Below are 24,199 nucleotides of genomic sequence, written 5' to 3' on the forward strand. Positions count from 1 at the left end.
GCCAGAGTAACGGGTACTCCAATGCCCCAACCGCAAGTGTGACCAGACCGAATCCAGCCACCTTCCCAGCGTGAGGGCAGGACGGGCGGCAGGCGGCTACCCCGCAACCATTAGACTCTGCAGATCAAGTTCCCCCCGGCCGAAAGGACCCTGGTCTCCCGTGACACTGCAGGTCGACACCGTCGCTACCGCCGCAGCCACCCCGGATGCTCCGCAGCCGTACAAGGAACTCGGTCTCAAAGACGACGAGTACGCCCGCATCAAGGAGATTCTGGGCCGTCGGCCCACCGATGCCGAGCTGGCGATGTACTCGGTGATGTGGAGCGAGCACTGCTCCTACAAGTCCTCCAAGGTGCACCTTCGCTACTTCGGTGAAACCACCACCGACGAGATGAAGGCCTCCATGCTGGCCGGGATCGGCGAGAACGCCGGCGTGGTCGACATCGGCGACGGCTGGGCCGTCACCTTCAAGGTGGAAAGCCACAACCACCCGTCCTACGTGGAGCCCTACCAGGGCGCGGCCACCGGTGTCGGCGGCATCGTGCGCGACATCATGGCCATGGGCGCGCGCCCGATCGCGGTGATGGACCAGCTGCGCTTCGGCGCGGCCGACGCCCCCGACACTCGTCGCGTGGTCGACGGTGTGGTGCGCGGCGTCGGCGGTTACGGCAACTCCCTCGGCCTGCCCAATGTCGGCGGCGAGACCGTGTTCGATGCCTCCTACCAGGGCAACCCCCTCGTGAACGCGCTGTGCGCGGGCGTGATGCGCGTGGAAGACCTGCACCTGGCCTTCGCCTCCGGCGCGGGCAACAAGATCATCCTGTTCGGCGCGCGCACCGGCCTCGACGGCATCGGCGGGGTGTCCGTGCTCGCCTCGGACTCCTTCTCCGGTGACGAGTCCGGCACCGGCCGCAAGAAGCTGCCCGCCGTGCAGGTGGGCGACCCGTTCACCGAGAAGGTGCTCATCGAGTGCTGCCTCGACCTGTACGCGGCCGGGCTGGTCGTCGGCATCCAGGACCTCGGCGGCGCCGGACTGTCCTGCGCCACCTCCGAACTCGCCGCGGCGGGCGACGGCGGCATGCACATCGACCTGACCAGGGTCCCGCTGCGCGCCAAGCACATGACCCCCGCCGAGATCCTGTCGAGTGAGTCGCAGGAGCGCATGTGCGCGGTCGTGACGCCGGAGAACGTGGACGCGTTCATGGCCGTCTGCAAGAAGTGGGACGTGCTGGCCACCGACATCGGTGAGGTCACCGACGGCGACCACCTCGTCATCACCTGGCACGGCGAGACCGTGGTGGACGTGCCGCCGCGCACCGTCGCCCACGAGGGCCCGGTCTACGAGCGCCCGGTGCAGCGTCCCGACACCCAGGACGCGCTGATCGCCGACACCACCGCCACCCTGACCCGGCCGAAAACCGGCGACGAGCTGCGCGAGACCCTGCTCACGATGATCTCGAGCCCGCAGCTGTGCAGCCGCCGCTGGATCACCGAGCAGTACGACCGCTACGTGCGCGGCAACACCGTGCTGGCCGAGCACGCCGACGCGGGCGTCGTGCGCATCGACGAGTCCTCTGGCCGCGGTATCGCGCTGGCCACCGACGCGTCGGGCCGCTACACCAAGCTCGACCCGTACACCGGCGCGCAGCTGGCGCTGGCCGAGGCGTTCCGCAATGTCGCCACCACCGGGGCCACCCCCAAGGCCGTCACCAACTGCCTGAACTTCGGTTCGCCGGAGGATCCGGGCGTGATGTGGCAGTTCCAGCAGGCCGTGCGCGGTCTCGCGGATGGTTGTGCGGCCCTTGGCATTCCGGTGACCGGCGGCAATGTGAGCTTCTACAACCAGACCGGCAAGGACGCCATCCTGCCCACCCCGGTGGTCGGCGTGCTCGGCGTGATCGACGATGTGCACCGCCGCATCCCGACCGGCCTCGGCCTCGAGCCGGGTGAGTCGCTGATCCTGCTCGGTGAGACCCGCGACGAGCTGGACGGCTCGATCTGGTCGCAGGTCGTCCACGATCACCTCGGTGGCGTGCCGCCGCGGGTCGACTTCGCCCGCGAGCAGCTGCTCTCGGAGGTGCTCACCTCGGGTTCGCGCGACGGCATGATCTCCGCCGCGCACGACCTGTCGGAGGGTGGCCTGGCGCAGACCGTGATCGAGGCGGCGCTGGCAGGCGAAACCGGTTGCCGCATCGTGCTTCCCGAGGGGTCCGACCCGTTCGTGCAGCTGTTCTCCGAGTCGGCCGGGCGCGTGCTCGTCGCGGTGCCGCGCTCGGAGGAGACCCGCTTCACCAAGATGTGCGACGCGCGGCAGCTGCCGTGGGTGCGCATCGGCGTGGTGGACCAGGGTTCGGATTCGGTCGAGGTGCAGGGTCAGTTCTCCGTGACGCTCGCCGAATTGCGTGAGGCGTTCGAGGGCACGCTGCCTAAGCTGTTCGGAGCGCACATCGCCTGATCGGTCAGCGGGCGGAGGCGGTAGCGCAGCGTCACCACGCAGGCCGCCCGAGCTGGCGAAAGCCTGATCAAAAAGAGGAGTCGAGCTTGTGACCATTGAGGATACGAGCTCGGCTTCTCCACCGGCAGTTCGCGATAACCTCTTCATCAGGGTAATTCACCTGGTGGAGAGGTTTTTTCATCCCAACTACGCCGGATTGATCGTGGCCACGATGTTCTTCGGACTGTCGCTGACGCCCTCGCTGCTGCCGCGTGACTGGTTCTTCCAGGGGCTGGTCAGCGGAATCAACGCGACGATCGGCTACGGGCTCGGCTGCGCGCTGGCCTTCGCCTGGCGCCAGTGGATCGCGCCGCGGATCCACTGGCCCGCGCAGGTGCGCACGGCGTTGGCTCGGCGGCCGAGCTGGTTGCTGGTCGCGGTGAAGAGCGCGATCGTGCTGGCGTGTCTGGTCTTCGCGGTGCTGATGAGCATCAGGTCCGCCCAGTGGCAACGGCAGATCACCGATCTGATGGGGATGGAGCCGGTGTCGGACGCCGGCTATCCGCGGACGGTGCTGGTCGGCGCGGTCGTTGTGGGTCTGCTGATCTGGATCTCGCGGCTGGTGGTTCGGCTGGTGCGCGTGGTGACGCGCGCGCTGAACCAGTGGGTGCGGATTCCGGCCGCGTTCGCGCGGCCGCTCGGGGTGATCGTCGTGGTGGTGGCCGCGGCGATGTTGTTCAACGGCGTGCTGGCGAAAGGCTTTTTCGCCGTGGCCAATTCGGCGTTCAGCGCGCGCAACAGCCACACCTCGCCGAATGCGGTGCAGCCGACGCTGCCCGAACGTTCCGGCAGCCCTGACTCTTTGGCCAAGTGGGACACCCTTGGTTCGGAGGGGCGGTGGTTCGTGGCGAACGCGCCGACCGCCCTGGCGATCGGCCAGGTCACCGGAAAGCCCGCGCGCGAACCGATTCGGGTCTACGCGGGGCTGGAATCAGGGGACGGAGCCGAGGCGCAGACCGATGTGGCCATCGCCGAACTCGAGCGCACCAAAGCTTTCGAGCGCGAAGTGCTCGTGGTGATCAGTACCACCGGCACCGGCTGGGTCGATACGACCAGTGCCGAGGCGGTCGAGTTGATGTTCGGCGGCGACACCGCGCTGGTGGCCACGCAGTACTCGTATCTACCCAGCGCGCTGTCGTTCCTGTCCGACCGGGACAAGTCGATGACCATGGGGCGCACGCTGTTCGACAAGGTGTACGACCGCTGGTCGGCGCTGCCCGAAGACGCCAGGCCCAAGCTGCTCGTCTACGGCGAGAGCCTCGGTTCGCAAGGGTCGGAGGGCGCGTTCTCCGGTCTGGCGGATATCCGTAACCGCACCGACGGCGTGCTCTGGGTCGGCCCGCCCAACTCCAACCGGCTGTGGTCGGAATTCGTGACCAGGCGTGACCCGGGCACCGAGGAGATCACCCCGATCTACGCCGACGGAATGTCGGTGCGGTTCGCGGCGAATGCCGATCAGCTCGCCGAGCCGACGCCCGCCTGGAACGACCCGCGCATCGTCTACCTGCAGCACGCCTCCGACCCGGTGGTGTGGTGGTCGCCGGATCTGCTGTTCTCGAGCCCGGATTGGTTGCGGGAGAAGCGCGGACCCGATGTGTCGCCGGCGATGTCGTGGTACCCGATCGTCACGTTCTGGCAGGTGGCGGCGGATCTGCCCCGCGCGCAGACGGTTTCGGACGGGCACGGTCACAACTACGGCAACCTGGTGCCCGACGCGTGGGCGGCGGTGGCCCAACCACCGGACTACACACCGGAATTGGCGGATCGGATTCGCGTGTTCCTCGAGGAATCCATGGCTACCGAGCATCAGCTGAAGTGACGAACCGCCGGGCGCCGAACCCCTCGATCGGCACCCGGCGGTTCGGCTCACGACACCGATTTGAACGGATTGTGTTCGGCGATCAGCTGTTCCAGCCGTGCCTCGTCGATCCGCCCGATCAGTGACTGAGTCTCCTGCTGGTCGCGCACGACCTTGGCGAGGGTGAAGCAGCTGGTCACCAGGAACAGGCCCGACATCGCCAGGAACGCGCGCTGCCAGCCGTCCAACGGCAGGTAGGCGATGCCGGCGCCGGTCCCGAACAGGCTGACGGCGAACGCGATCGCGGCCTGGGCCATGTAGGCCGAGGTGTTCTTCGGCTTGGTGTTTGTGCTCATGGTTCTCAGTGTGCTGATCTGGCGCTGCGCGATCGCGCGTACAACTACTCGAGTGCGGTACGTAGTTTGTGAGCGGCTCCGCAGTCACAAATCCGGTTGATTGTCGGTACCGGCCGCCATACTGGGGCGGTGACCGAGCGCGCTTCGACTTCCGCGATGCTGCGTGCGCGCGGCGGCGTTGTCGCGCGGCGCGTGGAGGACGCCGTCGATCTGAACTATGTCGGATTGGTGCTGGCGACGCTGTTCTTCGGGCTCTCGGTGACGCCGTCGCTGGTGCCGCGTGACTGGCTTTTCCAGGGCCTGATCAGCGGGATCAACGCCGCGATCGGGTACGGGCTCGGGTGTGTGCTCGAATGGGTGTTCCGGCGGTGGGTGCGGGCACGTCTACCGATTCCCAGCCCGTCGGATCGGCTGCGGTATGCGATCAAAGCGACCGTGCTGGTGGGGTGTGCGCTGGTCGCGGCGGTGATGCTGGTGCAGTCGGCACGCTGGCAGCGCGAGATCACCTCGCTGATGGGGATGGCGGGCACCACCACGCCCGCGTATCTGCGCACCGGGCTGCTCAGCGTGGCCGTCGGGGTGGCTGTGGTGGCCGCGTATCGGACCGTGCGGGTGATGGTGCTCGGGCTGGCTCGTCAGCTCAATCGGTGGGTGCGGGTGCCGCGAGAAGTGGCGCCGGCCGCCGGGTTGCTCGTCCTGGTCGTGCTCACGGTGACGATCTTCAATGGTGTCGCCTCGCAGGCGTTCTTCGCGGTGGCCAACTCGGCGTTCAGCGTGCGCAACGATCGGGCCACGCCGTACGCGGTGGCGCCCATCGCGCCGGAGCGTTCGGGGAGTACAGGGTCGCTCGCGCCGTGGCAGACATTGGGGTTCGAGGGGCGGTGGTTCGTGTCCAACGGTCCGAGTGCCGCCGCGATCACCGAGGTGACGGGAAAGACCGCGCGCGAACCTATTCGGGCGTATGTGGGGTTGGAGTCGGTGCCGCGGGACCAGACCGCGGCGCAGTTGGCTGTCGCCGAACTCGAGCGGACCAAAGCCTTCGAACGTGCGGCGATGGTGGTGGTCACGACCACCGGCACCGGCTGGGTCAACGGGATGGCGGCGGGGGCCGTGGAGTACCTCTACGGCGGTGATACGGCGATCGTGGCGACCCAGTTCTCGTATCTGCCCAGCGTGCTCTCGTTCCTGTCGGACCGGGAAAAGGCCGCGGCGGCCAGCCGGGAGCTGTTCGAGGCGGTGTACGAGCGGTGGTCTGCCCAGCCGGAAGGGCATCGGCCGAAGTTGTTCGTCTATGGGGAGAGTCTGGGTTCGCAGGGGTCGGAGGAGGCGTTCGACGGGCTGGCCGATCTTCGCGAGGAGGTCGATGGCGCGTTGTGGGTCGGGCCGCCGAATTCGAATCGGTTGTGGAGCCAGTTCGTCGATCGCCGCGATCCGGGGTCACCCGAGGTGGCGCCGGTGTACGCGGACGGGCTCGTCGTTCGATTCGCCGATGACGCAACGGATTTCGCCGGTTCGGAGCCGTGGCGCGCACCGCGCATCGCCTACCTGCAACATCCCTCTGACCCGATCGTGTGGTGGTCGGCCGATCTGATCTTCACTCAGCCGGATTGGTTGAGCGAGCCACGTGGTTCCGATGTGTCGACCCAGATGCGGTGGGCGCCTTTCGTGACGTTTTGGCAGGTCACGGCCGATCTCACCAATGCGCAAGGGGTTGTGGACGGGCACGGGCATCGGTACGGGAGTTTGGTGCTCGACGGGTGGTTGGCCGTCGCCGCGCCTGATGGGGTGAACGGTGACGTTGTCGAAAGTATCCGTGCCGCATTGGAATCGGCGGAAATCTACGAGCGTGAGGTGAAGTGAGACGGCTCGAAAGTGCTGCGGCGCTGATTCTTCCGCTGCTGTGGAACAACCGGGTCCTCCCCGCCCTCGATCTTCCCCTTCGCGGGCGCACCGCGGCGAACATCGCCTTCGCGACGGGATACACGAAGCTCTTCGGAGGCCGGCCGAACTGGTTGTCGGCCAGCGGGTTCCGGTGGGGGCTGGGTAGCGCGGCGATCGTGTTCACCGGCTACGCCGTCGCCCTGGCGGTTCCGTCGCTGCGGCGGCTCCCGCTCGAAATCGCCGTCCGCGCACCAGAAACGTCAACTCTCGAATGGATTGCCCTGCACATCCCCGTAGGCACTGTCCTAGCCGAAGAAGCGATCTTCCGGGCCACCCTCGACCCGGTACTGGCCGAGAGCGTCGGCGCCCCGGTGATCAGCGCCGTCGACTTCGGCCTCTGGCACATCCAACCGGCAAGAGCCGCAGGCGATCCGGTACTCCCGACGGTCCTGGCCACCACCCTCGCCGGGCTCGTCTTCACCGAACTCCGCCGCCGGGCGGGCAGTGCCACCGCACCCGCCCTCCTGCACCTCGCAATCAACGCCGGGGGAGCCCTCGCGCCCGCTGCGGCCCGGTGGGTCGACGGGTTGCGGCGCTAGTCGAGAGCGCATGGCGAACCGGTGGCCGGCGACCTCAGTTCAAGTCAATAGGGTTGACAGCGAAGGGATTTGCGTCTTTCCCACAGTCGCGGCAATGACAGCTGCAGCAGTCGGGCCTACTGTTCTACTGTGGCTGCTGCGCAGGGGATGACCGAAGACGAGACATGCCGGGTACTGGTGATACCTGCCCTGACCAAGGCGGGGTGGGCCAACGAGCAGATTCGCCCGCAGTTCCGCATCAACGACGGAAGGTTGACCGCGACACCGAAGCGGCACATTCCTGGCGATCCGCTGGTTGCGGACTATGTTCTGGAGTACGCGCCAGATGTGCCCATTGGAGTTGTCGAAGCCAAGCGCTACCGCGTCGATGTCGATGCTGGCGTCGAGCAAGCTCGTCGGTACGCCGCGAAGCTCGGGTTGTCTTTCGCGTACGCCACAAACGGTCGGCAGATCGTCGAGATCGACTACAGCGGTGCTGCCCCGGCAATCCGGGAAATAGACCGTTTCCCGGGTCCGGAGGAGCTGTGGAACCGGTACCTGGCCGATCAGAAGGCCGATTCCGATATCGGGCGGGAGCTGCTGGCCGCACCGTACGATCACACGCTGCGAAACTCGGACAACACCATCAAGCGCGTTCGCTACTACCAGCGCGTCGCGGTCGCCAGTACTCTCGCGGCTATCGCCGGTGGGCAGAAGCGGATCTTGCTTGTGCTTGCGACCGGTACCGGCAAGACGATGGTTGCCCTGCAAACGGTGGCCAAACTGCACGGATCGCAGTGGGTCTCGGGTCGTAAGGCGAGAGTGCTGTATTTGTCGGACCGTTCGATGCTGGTCGACGATCCCAAAGACAAGTACTTTCTGCCCGTCTTCGGTGAGGATGATGTCCACAAGATCAGCGGTGAGCCTGTTCGGGGCCGGAAGATCTACTTCGCCCTCTACCAGGCACTGGAAAAGGGCAATGAAGAAGAACTCTTCCGTCGATACGAGCGCGACTACTTCGACCTGATCATCGTCGACGAATGCCATCGGGGCAGTGCCCGGGACGATTCGCAATGGCGTCGTGTGCTCGAACACTTCTCGCCCGCGACTCAGATCGGGCTGACCGCGACTCCGATCAGTAGGAAAGAGGCTGACACCGTCGACTACTTCGGTGAGCCGGTCTACACCTACTCGCTTGCCGACGGCATCGAGGATGGGTTTCTCGCGCCCTACCGGGTGCGCCGCGTCCGCTTCAACGTCGACATGGAGGGCTATCAGACCGAGCCGGGCCAGCGGGACAAGTACGGGTACGAGATTCCGGAGGGGGTCTATGGCCCGAAGGACTTCGAGCGGACCATCGTCATCGAGGAGCGCACCGAGGCTGCCGCGCAATACATCGTCGACTATCTCCGCAGCACTGCGGAGCAAGGCAAGCACGGCAAGACGATCATTTTCTGCCAGGACAACGACCACGCCGCGCGGATGCGCAACGCGCTGTTCAACCTGGCATCGGCGGAAGTAGGTGCGCACCACGACTATGTCGTGCGAATCACCGACGCGGATGGCTCGCATGGACGGGCTCTACTCGATGACTTCCGCAAGGATGACTCCGATGAGCCGGTGATCGCGGTGACGTCGAAGCTGCTCAATACCGGTATCGACCTGCCCGTCGTGCGGAATATCGTGCTGTTCCGGCGGATTCTCTCGATGGCCGAGTTCAAACAGACGATTGGCCGAGGCACCCGATTGTGCCCAGAGATCGGAAAGGGGTCCTTCGACATCATCGACTTCGTCGAGGCCACGCGGCTCTTCAACGACCCAGGGTTCGACGGTCCTCCCCTCCGTGTAGTGCGAGAAATCGCGGATGATCTTGGGCATGTGGTCGGGAGTGCACAAGAAACAATCGATGGCGGTGAGCTCGATTCGGCACAGATGGCAGAGCCTGCGCCCGCATACGACCGCACGGGTGATGCATTCGATGAGCCGAATGCCAATAACCGGGTAGAAGACCCGGATGCGGTGGACCTCATCCGGGCCCGGGGTCGTCGTTACGTGGTGAACGGCGTGTACGTGTACAAGTGGGGCGAGCGCCGCTATCAACTCGACACGGACGGTCGGACAATGCGGCTGGTGACCGTCCAGCAGTGGGTACGCGACCGTGTCGTCGAACTCGAGCTGGCACCGGACCAGCTGCGCTCCCAGTGGGCGGTCGCCAGGAGTCGACGCGCGCTCATGGAGCTCCTGCGCGCTGCTGATGTTGCGGCAGAGGAACTTCCAGAAGAGTTCGGTAGTCCGGATGTCGATTCGATCGACCTGCTGCTCAATGTCGCCTGGGGGCTGCCGCTGGTGAGTCGGGAGGAACGGCTGAACCGGTTCCTGCACGAGCACCGAGACTTCCTGAAGTCGTTCCAGCCGCAGGCCCGAGCAGTGCTCGAGGAGATGCTGCTGAAGTTCGCCGAGCACGGCTCCGCACAGCTCAAACCGGAGACTCTGGGAGTTCGCCCGTTCACCGAGATGGGTTCAGTGGTTGAGCTGACTGGCCACTTTGGGGGAGCCAAGGCCCTACATGAAGCCATTGACGAGCTGAGTAAGCGGCTCCTGGAAGCCTCGTAACTAAAATAGAACTTTAGTTCAGCGTCTACGGAACTCTTATAACTAAAGTTGACTTTTAGGTATATGTCTCTGGTAGGGTGGGTCGGTGCTGAGGGACCGTACCGACACCAGGGCCGCCCTCTGGCAGACAGCCAGCGGGCAGCGGGGCTACTTCACCGCGGCTCAGGCGTTGGCGGCCGGATACTCGTATCAGACCCAGCGCTACCATGCCACGCATGGCAACTGGACGGTTGTCGACCGTGCTATCTACCGTTTCCGTGAGTTCGAATCGCTTCCCGCTGGCGAGGACGACCACCTGGTCCGCTGGTACTTGTGGAGTAAGCGGCGCGCTGTCGTTTCCCACACCACCGCCCTATCGGTCCACGACCTCGGCACTGCCAACCCCTCGCAGATCCACCTCACCGTTCCGCCTGGCTTTCGTCAGAAGGACGAAGCAGTGATTCTGCACCGGGCCGAACTCGCCAATGATGAGATCGAGGTTCGCGACGGCTACCGTGTGACGACGCCAGCCCGAGCGATCATCGAGGCGGCGGCCGCGCAGAACGACCAAGAGGTGCTGGACTCTGCCGTCGCCGACGCGCTGGAGCGTGGTCTGGTCACGCGGCGGCGGCTCCTGCATGGGGCACAACTACTCGGCGCGCGCGCCGAGCTCGGTATCGATCGTGCACTCCGGGAGGTGCGTTGACTGACCGCTATCGAGACGCGACCGCGCTCCGTCGGGCTCTCGAGGTTCGACTCAAACAGCAGGCAGCCGATACCGCGACAGATCTGGCCCGGCGGCGTCGCCTCGTAGTCTTCGATCGAGTCGCGACCAGACTCGCCGCCGACCCGACGGCAGGCTGGGTACTCAAGGGTGGGGCGGTCATGGAATTCCGGCTACGCGGCCGAGCGCGGATGACCAAAGACATGGACCTGGCCGCGCGCCCGGACAACGAACCGGAACTCGACGGGCCAGCGGTACGTGACCTGCTCATCGACGCACTTGCGCTGGACGAGGACTCCGACGGCTTTGTCTTCGCGGTTTCGCCGGCGATCGACCTGAAGGCTGACATCGCTGGTCGAGGAGGCTGGCGGTTCTCTGTCGAGGCCAACCTAGCGGGTAGGATCTTCGCGACTGTACGGATCGATGTCGTCGCGCGTGGTGAGGAAATCGCCCTGACCGAGCGGCTTCCGCTGCCGAATACGCTGAGCTTCGCGGGAACTCCACCTCGCGACATCGAAGCGGTCGACCGCCGCCAGCATTTCGCCGAGAAGCTGCACGCCTTCACCCGTGACTACGGTGACCGGCCGAACACCAGGGTCAAGGATCTGGTGGACGTAGTACTCCTCATCGAAAGTGGTTTGGTCCCAGACAAATCCGTAGTCGACACGGTGCGGCACGTGTTCGCCGTTCGGGCAACGCATACAGTGCCGACGAGACTGCCCGAACCACCGCCGGGCTGGGCGCATACCTACCCCGAATTGGCGACGGGCCTCACTGAAACGCCCGCTCGACTCGACGCCGCGTTCGACTTGGTTGGCGAATTCTGGCGCGAGGCAACCGACAATGGCGAAACCGAACAGAACAAGAAGGGCTGAGATGGCGTCCCCCAGGAAAAAGGCGGTCATGGCCACTACATCACGAGCACGGCTAGCGTCGGTCATCAAGTCGGCGCGCGACACCATGCGCAAGGACGCTGGCCTCAACGGCGATCTCGACCGCCTCCCGCAGCTCTCCTGGCTGCTGTTCCTCAAGGCATTCGACCAGCGGGTCGAACAGGTGGGTGCGTTGCTCGACCCCGACTACCGCCTAGCTATCGAAACGCCGTACCGGTGGCAAGATTGGGCGGCGAATCCAGATTTCAGTGGGGCAGAGCTGAAAGAATTCGTCAACGACGAACTGATCCCGCATCTGGCTGCGCTAAAGGGAGCCGACGGCGACGCGGACGATCCGCGCAACGTTCTCTCGACCATCTTCAAAGACGTCATCAACCGTATGCAATCGGGGACGTTACTGCGAGATTTGGTGAATCTCGTGGACGAGATCCACTTCGAATCATCCGATGACATCCACACGATGGCCTTTCTGTACGAGTCGATTCTGAAGGAAATGCGTGACGCCGCAGGCGATTCCGGCGAATTTTATACCCCGCGCCCGGTAAACCGTTTCATGGTGCAGCAGTCCTTTCTCGAACTAGGGGAGTCGATCCTTGACCCGGCATGCGGAACCGGCGGCTTCTTGGTTCAGGGGTACGAGGATCTGGTGCGGCGGGTGGAAACCGACACCCAGCGCAGGCGCTTGCACAACGACATTCGCGGCATCGAGAAGAAGTCGCTGCCATACCTGCTGGCAAGTATGAACTTGCTCCTGCACGGAATTGGCGCGCCTCGCTTGGTCCGAGAGAACGCTCTGCTGCAGATGCGGGATGCCACAGCTGCGGATCGGGTTGACGTGGTATTGACCAACCCGCCCTTTGGAGGCGAGGAAGAACGTTCAGTAGTCGAGAAATTCTCAAAGGGGTACCAGACCCAGGAAACATCGTGGCTGTTCCTGTACGCGATTATCGACCAGCTTAAAAAGGGTGGACGCTGCGCCATCGTCCTGCCGAACGGCAGCCTTTTCGCCAACGGCGAGAACAGCATCGGTGCCCGCATCAAGAAGAAGCTGATGCAAGAGTGCAATCTGCACACCGTCGTCCGGCTACCCCAGGGTGTGTTCGCGCCGTACACGCAAATCCCGTCGAACCTGCTGTTCTTCGAAAAGGGGCAGCCAACTGAAGAGGTCTGGTTCTACGAGATCGCGCCGCCGGACGGCCGTAAGGGCTATTCCAAAACGAAAGCGATGCGGGTCGAGGAGTTCGAACCGTGCGTGGAGTGGTGGGGTGGTGTGAAACGCGAGGGGCGTGTGGAAGGCGGGAATTCGTGGCGGGTAGCGGCCTCGGCGATCGAGGAAGCCTGGTTCAATCTCAGCCTCCCGAATCCACATGTCGGGGAAAGTCTGACTCACCGGTCCCCGGCAGACCTAGCGGACGAGCTACTTGAGACGGAGAGCGAGATCATGGGACTGCTACAGGAGTTGCGGGACGAGTTTGGCGCGAGCATTGACTAACTACCCGATGCGGCCGCTGGCATTTGGACTTTCGCTTGCGTTAGAACAGGTGGATGTGGTGGCCGAGGATGAATACCGCATTGCAGGGGTCAGGGGGTTCGGTAACGGCGTATTCCCTCGTGACGTAATCTCCGGAAATGAAACCTCATATAGGGTTCTGAATCGCCTACGTGCAGGAAACCTTGTTATGAGTAGGCTAAAGGCATTCGAGGGCGCAATCGCCTTCGTGCCCGAAGAGCTTCACGGGTATTGCGCATCAGCTGAGTTCCCGACGTTTGAGGTAGTGAAGGAAGGAGCTGAACCTCGATATCTCGAACACCTCTGTTCGTGGCCGTCGTTCTGGAAGATTCTGCAGGGCGAATCAAAAGGTATCGGTGCTCGCAGAGAACGGGTTAGCCCGCACCGGCTGTTAAGTGTGAAAGTGCCTCTTCCTGATGTCGAGGAACAGCGGCGTGTTGCGGACAAGCTTGATGCGGCAATGTCTCGGATGGCCCGTTTCGGCGTTCTTCGAGAACATTCAAAGCGAATCGCCGATCTGTGCATGGAGTCTCTATTTCGGCCAGTTGGAGTCCGGTTACCGCTTTCCGAGGTGCTGGTCGCAACTAGCGACTTTGTGAATGTGGAACCGGATGAGAAATACTGCACAGCAGGAATTTTCAACCGTGGACGCGGTCTTTTTCATCGTCCGATCATCTCGGGGAGCGAAACCAAATATCCTCGGTACAACCGATTGCACACCGGCCAGTTCATCTACAGCAAGCTTTTTGGTTGGGAGGGCTCGCTCGCCGTTGTACCCTCCGAATTTGAAGGTATTCACGTTTCGCACGAGTTCCCGACGTTCGATATTGACGAGTCGGTCGCTGACATCGACTACGTCACTCACCTAGCGCGTTGGTCCGGGCTGCACGATGCGCTCAAGGACAAGGGCACAGGCATGGGATCACGGCGTCAACGTGTCAACGTCGATCGGCTGCTGGCTACGCCGGTTCCACTTCCGGACCTCCCCGAACAACGGCGTATCGCAAGGCAGCTCACGTTGATTCGACGGGCTACCGAGGCCGGCGCAGCGCAAGCAGCACAAGTGGCGACCCTGCGCACCGCGCTTCTCGATGCGGCGTTCTCCGGCCAGCTGTAGCGGCCGTCGCCCGTCAGTCCGCCGAATCACGGTCAACCGGTTCGTCGATGAGCGAATCGGGGTCCGCGTCCTCCTCGAGCGCATTGTCATCGGCCATGGATTGCGCCGCCCGCTTCGCGGCAGAATTGCTCGAGCCGGCCGCTTGGCCGATCAACTCCATCAACCGCCGGTGCAACGTCTCCGATCGCACGCGCAGAAAGGTGTCGTAGTCATCCCGCAACGCCGCCTGGTAGGCGTCCTCCTCTACCAGGCAGGTGCGCAACCGCTCACGAAGCGCTTCCTCGCCTTCGGTGTCGGCCAGGTCCCGCAGATACTGTGATGGTGCTCGGTCGGTCACCCAGATATTGCTATGGGAGGTCAACATGACCAGGTTGCCGCAGACGTTCGCCCTCGCACCACTTACTCCTCGCGACCGTAGAAACGCCTTCGGGAAGAAATGATGGAACTCTTTGTCGTTCTGCCACGATAGCGACCGGCCTACGTCGATACGTAGCCCGGTGAGTAGGTCCCGGGGCTCCTCGTAGGCGAGGAGCAGGGCGAGAAGCTTGCTCGGCGCGTTCCGCTTGGAAAAGGCGCTTCGTCGCCACAGGGCGCTGCGGGGTAGCGCCGCCCCGGTCTCGAATTCCTGGGTTTCTCCGCTGGCGAACGCGGTGATGGCTTGCAGGTCGGGAACCATCTGGGTGTCACTCCAGCCCTTGAAGTACTCACCGCTCGCGGTGAGCCAGAACCACCGACGCAAAGCATCGAACTGCCCGGATGAAGGTTTCGGTAGCTGCCGGAACACTTCGACGAGCACTGCGAACTGGTTGTAGTAGGGCAGTGCGTCGGCTCTCGGCGTGCGGATCTGTGTGCTGAGGAAGTCCACTGCCCGCGCTGCCGCCTTTGCCGCATCGTCTACCGCAGCCCGCAATCGATCTTTGTCGAGTTCGCGCAGCCGGTTGATGTCCTTGGCGGAGAACCCGAACCCAGCGGCGACCGCGATCGTTCGCAGCATGGTCTTGGTGTCAACCCGGCCGTAGAGCTTCGCGTCGAGCACCCGCAGGAGTGATTCGATCTCTTCCTTCAGATCGAAGTCCGGACTCCATGTTCCCGCGCGCGCCACGTCGACGATGTTCATCGGTGTGCCCATGCTGTTGATCCGGACGAAGACGCGCGAGGACTCCTCTGCCGACATGTGCTTCAAGGTCACTACTGGGACAAGGTAATTGGCGAACTGTTCGTATAGGTCGGTGGCACGTTCGCGCAATTCCGGGGACAAGTCGGCCACCTGCCGGAAGAGGGATCCGGCCGCGCTCACCTGTCGCATGGAGACGATGTGCGGCCCGGTCGGGCTGTCCGGGGTGCGCTGAAAGAAGCGTTCCTCTGCCAGGTCATAGGCGATGTCCCAGAGGCCGGTACCGCCGTGCAGCGCGCCGATTATGCTCGCGAGTCTCTGCTGGCCGTCGAGGATGTATCTGACCGATTGGTCGCGAGGCGGTGGGTCCACCGCCAGGCCTGCGACGGTCTGTTCGCTCGCGATTTGTTCGGTGGTCTCCCACAGCAGCATGCTGCCGATGGGGTAGTTACGCAGGACCGAGTCCAGCAGATCGAGAATCTGATGTGGTGACCAGACGAAGGCGCGCTGGTATCTCGGCAGCACGATCTCACCAGTCAGTACGCGGTCCGCGATCCGTGAGATCGCGACGATCGTTGGCTCTGGACTGGCGAACGGGCGCCTGCGGCCTGTCGAGTTCACTGAGCAATCCCCCGGAATGTGGCGATCATGGATACTGCCGTGAATTCTAGGGAGTGGGACCGACAGGTTCTTCGGATCAGTTGGTGGCCTTGGTCCAGATCAGGTACACCGCCGCTCGATGGGTCGACGGGCTACGGCAGTAATCAGGGGGGGGTCAGGCCGTGGCGACGAAATCGGCGACGGCCTCGGTGAAGGCGTCGTTGTCGTCGCCCGCGGCGGTGTGGGCCGCGGTGCTGATCTCGGCCAGGCGGGCGTGCGGCGTGAGCGCCAGGAATGCCGCGGCGCCCTCGTCGCTGACCACGTCGGACTTGCCGCCGCGGATCAGCAGGACCGGGATGGTGAGCGCCTCGGCGGCGGCTTCCATCTCGACGATGCGGGCTTCCGGGTCGTCGTTGACGTCGCTGATCAGGTCGGGGTCCCAGTGCCAGTACCAGCGGCCGTCACGCTGACGAAGGCTGCGCAGTAGGCCGTCGGCACTGTCGGGGCGCGGGCGGTGCGGCAGGTAGGCGGCGACTGCGTCGGCCACCTGGCCGAGGGTGTCGAAGCCGTCGCGGTGCCTGCCGAGGAAGTCCATGACGCGCTCCACGCCCGCGGATTCCGAGCGGGGCACGATGTCGACCAGGACGAGCGCGCGGATCGCGCTGCCACCCGGCTTCGTCGTGGCGAGCAGTCCGGTGATCCCACCCATACTGGCCCCCACGACCACCGCGCCCGCCTCCCGCGTCGCGCCGAGCTGCTCGAGCACGGTGTGCAGGTCGGCGATCATCACCGACCTGGAGTAATCCGCCTGCGGTGACCAATCACTGTCACCGTGCCCACGCGCGTCGACGGTGACAACACGCATCCCCGCCGCGGCAAGCGCCCGCCCCGTCCGCTTCCACGAGAACCGGTTCTGCCCGCCACCGTGCAGCATCACGACCAACGGCCCGTCTTCCGCGCCGAAGCTGTCAGCAACCAGAGTCAGCCCGTCAGCACTGCGCAAACGCAGCGTGGTCGGCTCGAGGGGACCGTTGACACTCATAGGACGAATGTACGACGCGCCCCACCCACCGGCGCGGTGGGGCGATAGATCGGTGGTCGAGCCAGGGGAAGGACCGGGTCAGGAATTGGCCAGCTGTGATGCTCGCTGGAACGTCACGCCGAGTACAGCGCCGATGTCGCGGACCGGTACGCCGTCAGTGGCCAGTCGTCGAGCAGTCGCCGTCGCGACCTTCATGGCGTGCGCTTCCTGGCGGGCAGCCTCGGCGCGCGCTTGTGAGACTTCTTCCGCGGCGGCCGTCACATCTGTACCGCCTACATGGGCCGTGATTGCGAGTTCGATAGTCGAGGGAGCCACGTCGGCGACTGTGCAGATGTAGTCGGTTGCTTCCTTGATGATGTCGGCGTAGCGACGTGCCTGGGTGAGGCCTTCGATGTTGCCGTTGACACCGTCCAGCTGTGGGATTCGGATCATCCACCAGCGGTCATCTCGGGACACGTCGATCTGGTAGGTGGTCATGCTTCCTCCGTGCATTGTTCCCTGCACTGCGCGATCGCCTTGTTGACAGTGCAATTCGGACATCTGGCTGGTGGCTCTGGTTGTCCGAGGTCGGTAGCGTCTCGGGTATGGCTGGACGGAATGTGGTTGACCCCGCGCAGGTGCGGGCGGCTGTGTTGGACGTGGGGGAGTGGTTGCGGGATTCGACGTTGCCGGAGCCGGGGCGGCGGGAGTTGGGGGCGGCGGTGAAGGGGACTGTGCGGGCGTTGGCGGGGAGTGCGCCGGGGCATTCGGTGGAGGTTCGGGTGCCGCCGTTCGTGGCCGTGCAATGTATCGAGGGGCCTCGGCATACCAGGGGGAATCCGCCGAATGTGGTGGAGACCGATCCGCGGACGTGGTTGTTGCTGGCCACGGGGCTGTTGGCGTTCGAGGCGGCGGCCGAGTCCGGTGCGTTGACGGCCTCGGGGACCAGGGCGGGGGAGATCGCGGGGTGGCTGCCGATCGTGGCGTTGCCCGCGAAGTCCGACCCGGCCGCCGGGTAGCGGCAACCGGGTCGCCGGGCTCAGGCGGCCGCGGTGTGCTTGCGGTGCAGGCCCTTGTAGTCGTAATAGCGGGTGATGATCGTGCCGCCGACGATCGCGATCGCGATGCCGAGCAGCGACATCCAGATGCCGCGGTCCAGACCCGCCTCGTAGTCGGCTTCGAAGTACAGGATCGACCGCACGCCGAGAAACACCTGGTGCATCGGCTCGAATTCGGCGAGCCACGCGAGATAGGTCGGGGTCGCCTCGATCGGGACGGTACCGCCGGAGGACGGCAGCCCGAGGATGACGAACAGGGTCAGGTTCACCAGCAGACCCGCGGTGCCGAGCGCGGCCAGCGTCATCAGCGCGGTCCAGCCGACCGCGATCATGGCGAGCACCGAGAACAGGTACAGGGCGAGCGGATCGTCGATCGGCATGCCGACCGCCTTCCCCACCAGCAGGAATACCAGCGAAGCGACCACCGCGACCAGCGCCGATACCCCCCACTTGATGAGCAGGGTGCGAAAGCGCGAGATCGGGGTCGGCGGATAGTGGACGGACCAGGGGCCGTACTCGGTGGGCATGAAGCCGAGCTGGGAGTCGGTCATCGTGTGGATGACCATCGCCCCGATCATGCCGGCCAGCAGCACCAGTAGCGCGTAGAAGAACGAGGTGAGGCCGATCCCGGTGCCGCTCGGCAGCGGACGGAAGTCCTGCGCGACCACATCGATCGGATTCTCGAGGGTGAGCATCGCCGCGCCGGACACCTGCGGCACCGGTGCGCCCGGCGGTGTCTCGGCCAGGGTGGCCTTGACCTGCTCGGTGAGTTGGCGGCCGACCTGCTTGTCGACCTCGGTCAGCGCCTGATTGCCGATGCGCTCCATGATCCCGACGCCGTAGGCGCCCATGCGCGGATTGGCCTGCAGGGTGATGATCGGCCGTTCCATCTCACCGGGCACGATGCTGCCCGTACCGAGAATACCCAGGCGTTTGCTGAAATCGCCGGGGATGACGATCGCGCCGTACACCTGTCCGGTGCGCAGCAAATGCTCGGACTCCGATTTGCCGACGACGCGCAGGTCCACCTTGTCGGCGGGCACGCCGGCGACGAGCGCGTCCGCGATCTGCTTGCCGAAATCGACCTGCCGTTGCTGATCGCCCGAGCCCATGACGTCACCGACATCGGAATTGACCAGCGCGATCGGGAAGTCGTGCAGATTCTTCTCCGGGTCGGCGATATAGCCGAGGTACATCACGCCGAGCAGGGCGGTGAGCGCGGTCAGCACCGCAGTCGGCGAGAGCACAATCCGGAGCCAGTGACGCCAATCGAGGACCGGTGTGGCGAACGTCGCTTCGCCGAGGGGGGCCTGCTGGGAATCAGCTGGCTCCGAGCTGGCGTTTTCACTGTTCGACCCGGTTCCACGGGGTGCATCGTGTGCGCTGTCGTCGGTCGTCACGATCCGCACCGTAACAGCTCTTTGTGGCCGATCGGCGGGATCAGGACCGTGGATTGCTGCCGGGATGCGGGCGCGCGTACTACCTGCCCATGATTCACCCGTAGAATGACGAGTGCGCCCAGCCCTACGCAACCGGGGAGTAACAGTCGACGCATCCGTGCACTGACTTGACACTCCCCCAGCCCGCCCGAACAGGGAGCAAACGGTGACCAACGTCCCCACGCCCAATACCCCCGACGAGATCGAACACGACCCTCGCGAGGAGTGTGGCGTCTTCGGCGTCTGGGCTCCCGACGAAGACGTGGCCAAGCTCACCTACTACGGCCTGTACGCCCTGCAGCATCGCGGGCAGGAGGCGGCCGGAATCGCCGTTTCCGATGGTTCACAGATCCTGGTCTTCAAGGATCTCGGCCTGGTGTCCCAGGTCTTCGACGAGCAGACTCTCGCGGCCATGCCGGGGCATATCGCCGTCGGACACTGTCGCTACTCCACCACCGGTGGCGTCACCTGGGAGAACGCGCAGCCGATCTTCCGCACCACCTCCGTGGGCTCCGGCCTGGCGCTCGGCCACAACGGCAACCTGGTGAACACCGCTGAATTGGCCGGTCGCGCACGCGAACTCGGCTTGATCGGCGCCGGGGTGATCGATGGCCGCCCGCAGATGACCGGCGCCACCTCCGACTCCGATATCGTCACCGCGCTGCTGGCGCACGCCTCGGCGGACTCCAGCATCGAAGCCGCCGCGATGGAACTGCTCCCGCAGTTGCGCGGCGCGTTCTGCCTCACCTTCATGGACGAGCACACCCTCTACGCCGCGCGTGACCCGCACGGCGTGCGCCCGCTGGTGCTCGGCAGGCTCGATCGTGGCTGGGTCGTCGCGTCCGAAACCGCCGCGCTCGACATCGTCGGCGCCGCGTTCGTCCGCGAGATCGAGCCGGGCGAGCTGCTGGCCATCGACTCCGAGGGCGTGCGCTCCATGCGTTTCGCCAATCCCGAACCCAAGGGTTGCGTCTTCGAGTTCGTGTACCTGGCGCGTCCCGACACCACGATCGCCGGCCGCTCGGTGCACTCCACCCGCGTGGAGATCGGCCGCAAGCTGGCCAAGGAGCATCCGGTCGACGCCGACCTGGTGATCCCGGTGCCCGAGTCGGGCACGCCCGCCGCGGTCGGTTACGCCCAGGGCTCCGGCATTCCGTACGGCCAGGGTCTGATGAAGAACGCCTACGTGGGCCGCACCTTCATTCAGCCGAGCCAGACGATTCGTCAGCTGGGTATCCGGCTCAAGCTCAACCCGTTGAAGGAAGTGATCCGCGGCAAGCGGCTGATCGTCGTCGACGATTCCATCGTGCGCGGCAACACCCAGCGCGCGCTGATCCGCATGCTGCGTGAGGCCGGTGCGCTCGAGATCCACGTGCGCATCGCGTCGCCGCCGGTGAAGTGGCCCTGCTTCTACGGCATCGACTTCGCCTCGCGCGCGGAGCTGATCGCCAACGGCACCGGCGCCGACGACAGCTACGCCGACATGGTCGAGAACGTGCGCCGCTCCATCGGCGCCGACACCCTCGGCTACGTCTCCACCGAGGGCATGATCGCCGCCACCGAACAGCCGCGCTCGCGCCTGTGCACCGCCTGCTTCACCGGCGACTACCCGATCGAACTGCCGCCGGAGGCCGCCATCGGCAAGAACGTGCTCGAGGGGATGCTCTCGGGCAAGGCCGAGTCGAAGCTGCTGGGCGAGAACGCAAACGTGGACGCGCTCAGTCGCCCCTAGGAAGCATCACCAACTCAGCCCTGGAACTCGGACGGTTCCGGGGCTGAGTCGGCGTCCGTGATTCGCGCGGGGACGCTCAGCCGAAAACGTCCGCGCAGGTGGCGGCTGTGACTGCACGGCTCAGCCACTCGTTCAGCTGGGAAATATCTCGGCACTGCTCGATTTCGAGGCGCTGAGCATCGGACACAACCAAACCACGAGTGCTGAGCACGGTGAAGATGCTGGTCGCAACACCCTCTTCGAGGCCTTGCGCGACGTACTTGCGCGCTATCCGACCCTGATATTCGTAGGTCATGGTCATCAGTTCCTCCAACCGTCGGCTGGCCGCCTCGGACAAAACCTCATCGACCAGATCATGGTACATCCGCGCACGTTCGTCATCGGTCTTCATCAACGCTGTGAGCAGGGACTGAAACACCTCTTTGTTGTGCGGACCGTCGCCGTGGGCCATCGCTGACAAGACCGCTCGTTCCGGCGATGACGCGGCCTCGGCCGGGTCGGTGACCAAGGGCAGGTCACCCGGGCCGATGACCAGTGGCCGCAGCGCGAAGCCCGGATGCCCGATTTCGATCGGGTTCCCCGCCCAGGCGGCGATCTCGCTGTTGGGCACGACTATCAACAGCACTACTGGACACTTCAGCCGGGCGCGCAGCGTCGCCACATAGACCGGCCAGCTCCACCGCTTCTGATCCTTCCTCGAAAGCTGCACTTCAACACAGATGCCAAGGACTGCGGCGCCATCCACGTCGTGCAGGCTCAGTGCCAGATCGCCACGGAATTCCTTGGGGCCGACGTCGGAGAAGTCACACGGCTCGGCGGATGCACCGACGTAGCCCGCACGGACAGGTCGCAAGCTTCATCGAGCAGCGTCGGAGCGAGAGTCAGGTCAGCGCGAAACAACTCCAGAAGACCCTCGTGTAGGTAGCTGGGCATGGCGGGAACGTATGTGCCCGTGCGCGATCCACGCGAACAGCTCTCGGCGCGTCAGGACGACCCGCCGAGCATCGTGCGTTGTCGAGGCAGCCAAACAGGCCCATGGCGGTCTCGGCTTGTTCGCCCGCGCCCTGGCGGGCCTGCACGGTAGCGCCGTCGATGACGCGTTCGCGGTGTTCGATGGCCAGAACCTCTCCGTCAATCAGCTCCGCTTCCTCGGCAAGATCAAAGAAGCGATCGCGCGCCGTGGGCTGCTCGACATCGACAGCCGCTACGACCAGCCGTTCACGAGCATCGCCCGGACCGGCCCGGATGGACTGTTCGACGAAGCGCAGATCGTGCAGCTCGAGGACGTCCTGTACCGAATCCGGCACACAGCCGAACCGGATGACGCGGCAGCGGAGCCGTATACAGCCACGACCGCGTGAGTGCTTCGCGCCGAACCTTCGCTGAATCTGAAGCGGCGTAGCGTGAGGGGCCGACAGGATAAACCTGATCGGCCCCTTTTGTGTTGTGTACGAGAGTATTCCGGTGACCCGCAATTTCGTAAGATTAGTTCATAACATGGCAGCAATGTTTCGGACCATTTGAAACTGGCCGGTAATGGTTCACCTGTACGGTCCCTCGATATATCGCTAGCTCACCATGTAGTCGTCGCTCCTGTGATCCGGGTGCGACGGCTGCGCGGCGTTCGAGAATGGGACCTGATGTTGAACAAGGCACGAAGTATGCGCGCGAAACAGATTGCCGCGGTGGGTATTACTGCCGCTGTCGCCGCCGCGCTGGCCGGTTGCGGCGCTGGCCGCACCGATGAAGCGGGCTCCGGTGCGGGCCTGGTCGTCGGCACCACCGACAAGATCTTCTCGCTCGATCCCGCCGCGGCGTACGACAACGGTTCGCTGCTGGTGGAGAACCAGATCTATTCCTATCTGCTGAACTTCGCGCCGGGCGATACCACGCCCAAGCCCGATGCGGCGGAAAAGTGCGAATTCACCACTCCCACGGTCTTTACCTGCAAGATCAAGTCCGGCCTGAAATTCGCCAACGGTAACCCGTTGACCGCCAAGAGCGTGAAATTCTCCTTCGACCGGATGGTCAAGATCAACGACCCGCACGGTCCCGCGTCGCTGCTCGGCAATCTCGACAAGACCGATGTGATCGACGATCTCACCGTCGCGTTCACCCTGAAGGTCGCCAATGATCAGACCTTCCCGACGATCCTGCCGACCCAGGCCGGGCCGATCGTCGACGAGAAGTCGCTGCCCGCCGACAAGGTCGCCACCGACGACGAGGTCGTCAAGGCCAAGGGCTACTCCGGGCCGTACACGATCAGCAGCTACGACAAGAACAAACTGGTCGAGTACCAGGCCAACCCCGACTACCAGGGCATCCTCGGCACGCCGAAGAACACCACGGTGTCGACCAAGTACTACGCCACCTCCGACAACCTGAAGCTGGACCTGCGCAACGGCGCCATCGACGTCGGCTACCGCTCGTTCACCCCCACCGATATCGACTCCCTGCGAGCCGATTCCAAGGTGAAGGTCACCGACGGCCCCGGCGGCGAGCTGCGCTACGTCGTGTTCAACATGAACACCATGCCGGGCGACACGCCGGAGCAGAAGCTGGCCGTACGCAAGGCATTCGCGTCCTCCGTCGACCGCGAGGCGCTGGCCGCCGGCGTCTACAAGGGCACCTACCAGCCCGCCTTCGGCTACGTGCCCGCGGGCATGGCCGGTTCGGCCGAGCCGCTCGAGGATCTCTACGGCGCCAAGCCGGACAAGGCCGCGGCCGCGAAATTCCTCGCCGACGCGGGCGTCGCCACCCCGGTGACGCTGAACCTGCAGTACAACCCCGACCACTACGGCTCCAGCTCCTCGGAGGAGTACGCGGCGGTCAAGTCCCAGCTCGAGGCCTCCGGCCTGTTCAAGGTGAACCTGCAGTCCACCGAGTGGGTGACCTACCAGAAGGAGCGTGCCTCCGACGGTTACCCGATGTACCAGTTCGGCTGGTTCCCTGACTTCCCGGACGCCGACAACTACCTGACGCCGTTCTTCGGCCCGAACAACTTCCTGCAGTCGCACTTCGAGAACCCCGGCATCAACGCTCAGCTGACCGCCGAGGCCACCGAATCCGACCCGGCGAAGCGGACCGAGCTCCTGAAGAAGATCCAGACCGATCTGGCGCAGAACTTCCTGCCGACCCTGCCGCTGCTCTCGGGTAAGCAGGTCGCGGTATCGAAGCCGGGCGTCAACGGTGTCGATCAGACCCTCGACGGCTCGTTCAAGTTCCGCTTCACGGTGCTGAGCAAGTAGGCGACGCGCAAGTGAGCGACGTTGCCGCTGCGCCCGGATCACCG

Annotated in this window: 19 protein-coding genes; 13 read left to right on the forward strand and 6 right to left on the reverse strand. The window is 64.7% G+C overall.

What is annotated here, in order from left to right:
• The first annotated feature begins 160 nt into the window (after positions 1-160).
• Together purL and ACTWPB_RS02895 are read left to right on the forward strand one after the other, a co-directional pair.
• A complete protein-coding gene (gene purL, locus ACTWPB_RS02890) occupies positions 161-2,455 on the forward strand; it encodes a phosphoribosylformylglycinamidine synthase subunit PurL (protein ID WP_446224186.1) in 2,295 nt (764 codons plus the stop codon).
• Positions 2,456-2,618: 163 nt separating this feature from the next.
• Complete coding sequence (locus ACTWPB_RS02895; RefSeq protein ID WP_446224187.1) at positions 2,619-4,313, forward strand: alpha/beta hydrolase; 1,695 nt, start codon at positions 2,619-2,621, stop codon at positions 4,311-4,313.
• A gap of 47 nt (positions 4,314-4,360) precedes the next feature.
• Here ACTWPB_RS02895 and ACTWPB_RS02900 read toward each other — a convergent pair whose 3' ends face one another.
• Positions 4,361-4,648, reverse strand: a complete 288-nt coding sequence (locus ACTWPB_RS02900) for a YiaA/YiaB family inner membrane protein (protein WP_056818759.1) — start codon at positions 4,646-4,648, stop codon at positions 4,361-4,363.
• Positions 4,649-4,777: 129 nt separating this feature from the next.
• Between ACTWPB_RS02900 and ACTWPB_RS02905 the strand changes: the two genes are divergently transcribed.
• The 7 genes from ACTWPB_RS02905 (at position 4,778) to ACTWPB_RS02935 (ending at position 13,943) form a co-directional block, all read left to right on the forward strand.
• Positions 4,778-6,508: an alpha/beta hydrolase gene (locus ACTWPB_RS02905; protein ID WP_446224188.1), complete on the forward strand. Its 1,731-nt coding sequence runs from the start codon at positions 4,778-4,780 to the stop codon at positions 6,506-6,508.
• Positions 6,505-7,128: a CPBP family intramembrane glutamic endopeptidase gene (locus ACTWPB_RS02910; protein WP_446224189.1), complete on the forward strand. Its 624-nt coding sequence runs from the start codon at positions 6,505-6,507 to the stop codon at positions 7,126-7,128. Before ACTWPB_RS02905 ends, ACTWPB_RS02910 begins: the two co-directional genes overlap by 4 nt.
• Before the next feature lie 129 nt (positions 7,129-7,257).
• Positions 7,258-9,720, forward strand: a complete 2,463-nt coding sequence (gene hsdR, locus ACTWPB_RS02915; protein WP_446224190.1) for an EcoAI/FtnUII family type I restriction enzme subunit R — start codon at positions 7,258-7,260, stop codon at positions 9,718-9,720.
• Between the two features lie 85 nt (positions 9,721-9,805).
• Positions 9,806-10,405, forward strand: coding sequence for a type IV toxin-antitoxin system AbiEi family antitoxin domain-containing protein (locus ACTWPB_RS02920; protein ID WP_446224191.1), 600 nt, complete (start codon positions 9,806-9,808; stop codon positions 10,403-10,405).
• On the forward strand, positions 10,402-11,298 hold the full coding sequence (locus tag ACTWPB_RS02925) for a nucleotidyl transferase AbiEii/AbiGii toxin family protein (RefSeq protein WP_446224192.1): 897 nt from the start codon (positions 10,402-10,404) through the stop codon (positions 11,296-11,298). Before ACTWPB_RS02920 ends, ACTWPB_RS02925 begins: the two co-directional genes overlap by 4 nt.
• 28 nt (positions 11,299-11,326) lie before the next feature.
• Positions 11,327-12,808 carry an N-6 DNA methylase gene (locus tag ACTWPB_RS02930; protein WP_446224193.1) on the forward strand — a complete coding sequence of 494 codons (1,482 nt, stop codon included), beginning with the start codon at positions 11,327-11,329 and terminating at the stop codon, positions 12,806-12,808.
• Positions 12,809-12,815: 7 nt separating this feature from the next.
• On the forward strand, positions 12,816-13,943 hold the full coding sequence (locus tag ACTWPB_RS02935; RefSeq protein WP_446224194.1) for a restriction endonuclease subunit S: 1,128 nt from the start codon (positions 12,816-12,818) through the stop codon (positions 13,941-13,943).
• A gap of 13 nt (positions 13,944-13,956) precedes the next feature.
• Here ACTWPB_RS02935 and ACTWPB_RS02940 read toward each other — a convergent pair whose 3' ends face one another.
• From ACTWPB_RS02940 to ACTWPB_RS02950, 3 genes are all read right to left on the reverse strand, one after another.
• The gene (locus ACTWPB_RS02940; RefSeq protein WP_446224195.1) at positions 13,957-15,678 is read right to left on the reverse strand and encodes a GmrSD restriction endonuclease domain-containing protein; all 1,722 of its coding nucleotides are present in this window, start codon (positions 15,676-15,678) and stop codon (positions 13,957-13,959) included.
• 154 nt (positions 15,679-15,832) lie between these two features.
• Positions 15,833-16,699: an alpha/beta fold hydrolase gene (locus ACTWPB_RS02945; protein ID WP_446224196.1), complete on the reverse strand. Its 867-nt coding sequence runs from the start codon at positions 16,697-16,699 to the stop codon at positions 15,833-15,835.
• Between the two features lie 78 nt (positions 16,700-16,777).
• A complete protein-coding gene (locus ACTWPB_RS02950; RefSeq protein ID WP_446224197.1) occupies positions 16,778-17,176 on the reverse strand; it encodes a HicB family toxin-antitoxin system in 399 nt (132 codons plus the stop codon).
• A 107-nt stretch (positions 17,177-17,283) separates the two neighbouring features.
• Here ACTWPB_RS02950 and ACTWPB_RS02955 point away from each other — a divergent pair, with 107 nt between their 5' ends.
• Positions 17,284-17,697: a sterol carrier family protein gene (locus ACTWPB_RS02955; RefSeq protein ID WP_446224198.1), complete on the forward strand. Its 414-nt coding sequence runs from the start codon at positions 17,284-17,286 to the stop codon at positions 17,695-17,697.
• Between the two features lie 20 nt (positions 17,698-17,717).
• Here the strand turns inward: ACTWPB_RS02955 and ACTWPB_RS02960 are convergent, their stop codons facing one another.
• Complete coding sequence (locus tag ACTWPB_RS02960) at positions 17,718-19,136, reverse strand: YhgE/Pip domain-containing protein (protein ID WP_446224199.1); 1,419 nt, start codon at positions 19,134-19,136, stop codon at positions 17,718-17,720.
• Positions 19,137-19,341: 205 nt separating this feature from the next.
• Here ACTWPB_RS02960 and purF point away from each other — a divergent pair, with 205 nt between their 5' ends.
• Positions 19,342-20,907, forward strand: a complete 1,566-nt coding sequence (gene purF, locus ACTWPB_RS02965; RefSeq protein ID WP_446224200.1) for an amidophosphoribosyltransferase — start codon at positions 19,342-19,344, stop codon at positions 20,905-20,907.
• 76 nt (positions 20,908-20,983) lie between these two features.
• On the opposite strand, the gene ACTWPB_RS02970 is transcribed toward purF, so the two are convergent.
• Complete coding sequence (locus tag ACTWPB_RS02970) at positions 20,984-21,652, reverse strand: hypothetical protein (protein WP_446224201.1); 669 nt, start codon at positions 21,650-21,652, stop codon at positions 20,984-20,986.
• A 304-nt stretch (positions 21,653-21,956) separates the two neighbouring features.
• On the opposite strand from ACTWPB_RS02970, the gene ACTWPB_RS02975 reads away from it, so the two are divergent.
• A complete protein-coding gene (locus ACTWPB_RS02975; RefSeq protein ID WP_446224202.1) occupies positions 21,957-22,268 on the forward strand; it encodes a type I restriction-modification enzyme R subunit C-terminal domain-containing protein in 312 nt (103 codons plus the stop codon).
• A 300-nt stretch (positions 22,269-22,568) separates the two neighbouring features.
• Positions 22,569-24,155: an ABC transporter substrate-binding protein gene (locus ACTWPB_RS02980; RefSeq protein WP_446224203.1), complete on the forward strand. Its 1,587-nt coding sequence runs from the start codon at positions 22,569-22,571 to the stop codon at positions 24,153-24,155.
• Positions 24,156-24,199: the final 44 nt, after the last annotated feature.

This window comes from Nocardia sp. IBHARD005 (assembly GCF_052814245.1).

Coding starts and splice junctions, on each gene's coding strand:
- ACTWPB_RS02900 (WP_056818759.1), bottom strand. CDS start 4,648: ATGAGCACAAACACCAAGCCGAAGAACACCTCGGCCTACATGGCCCAG.
- ACTWPB_RS02930 (WP_446224193.1), top strand. CDS start 11,327: ATGGCCACTACATCACGAGCACGGCTAGCGTCGGTCATCAAGTCGGCG.
- ACTWPB_RS02935 (WP_446224194.1), top strand. CDS start 12,816: ATGCGGCCGCTGGCATTTGGACTTTCGCTTGCGTTAGAACAGGTGGAT.
- ACTWPB_RS02945 (WP_446224196.1), bottom strand. CDS start 16,699: ATGAGTGTCAACGGTCCCCTCGAGCCGACCACGCTGCGTTTGCGCAGT.
- ACTWPB_RS02950 (WP_446224197.1), bottom strand. CDS start 17,176: ATGACCACCTACCAGATCGACGTGTCCCGAGATGACCGCTGGTGGATG.
- ACTWPB_RS02955 (WP_446224198.1), top strand. CDS start 17,284: ATGGCTGGACGGAATGTGGTTGACCCCGCGCAGGTGCGGGCGGCTGTG.
- ACTWPB_RS02980 (WP_446224203.1), top strand. CDS start 22,569: ATGCGCGCGAAACAGATTGCCGCGGTGGGTATTACTGCCGCTGTCGCC.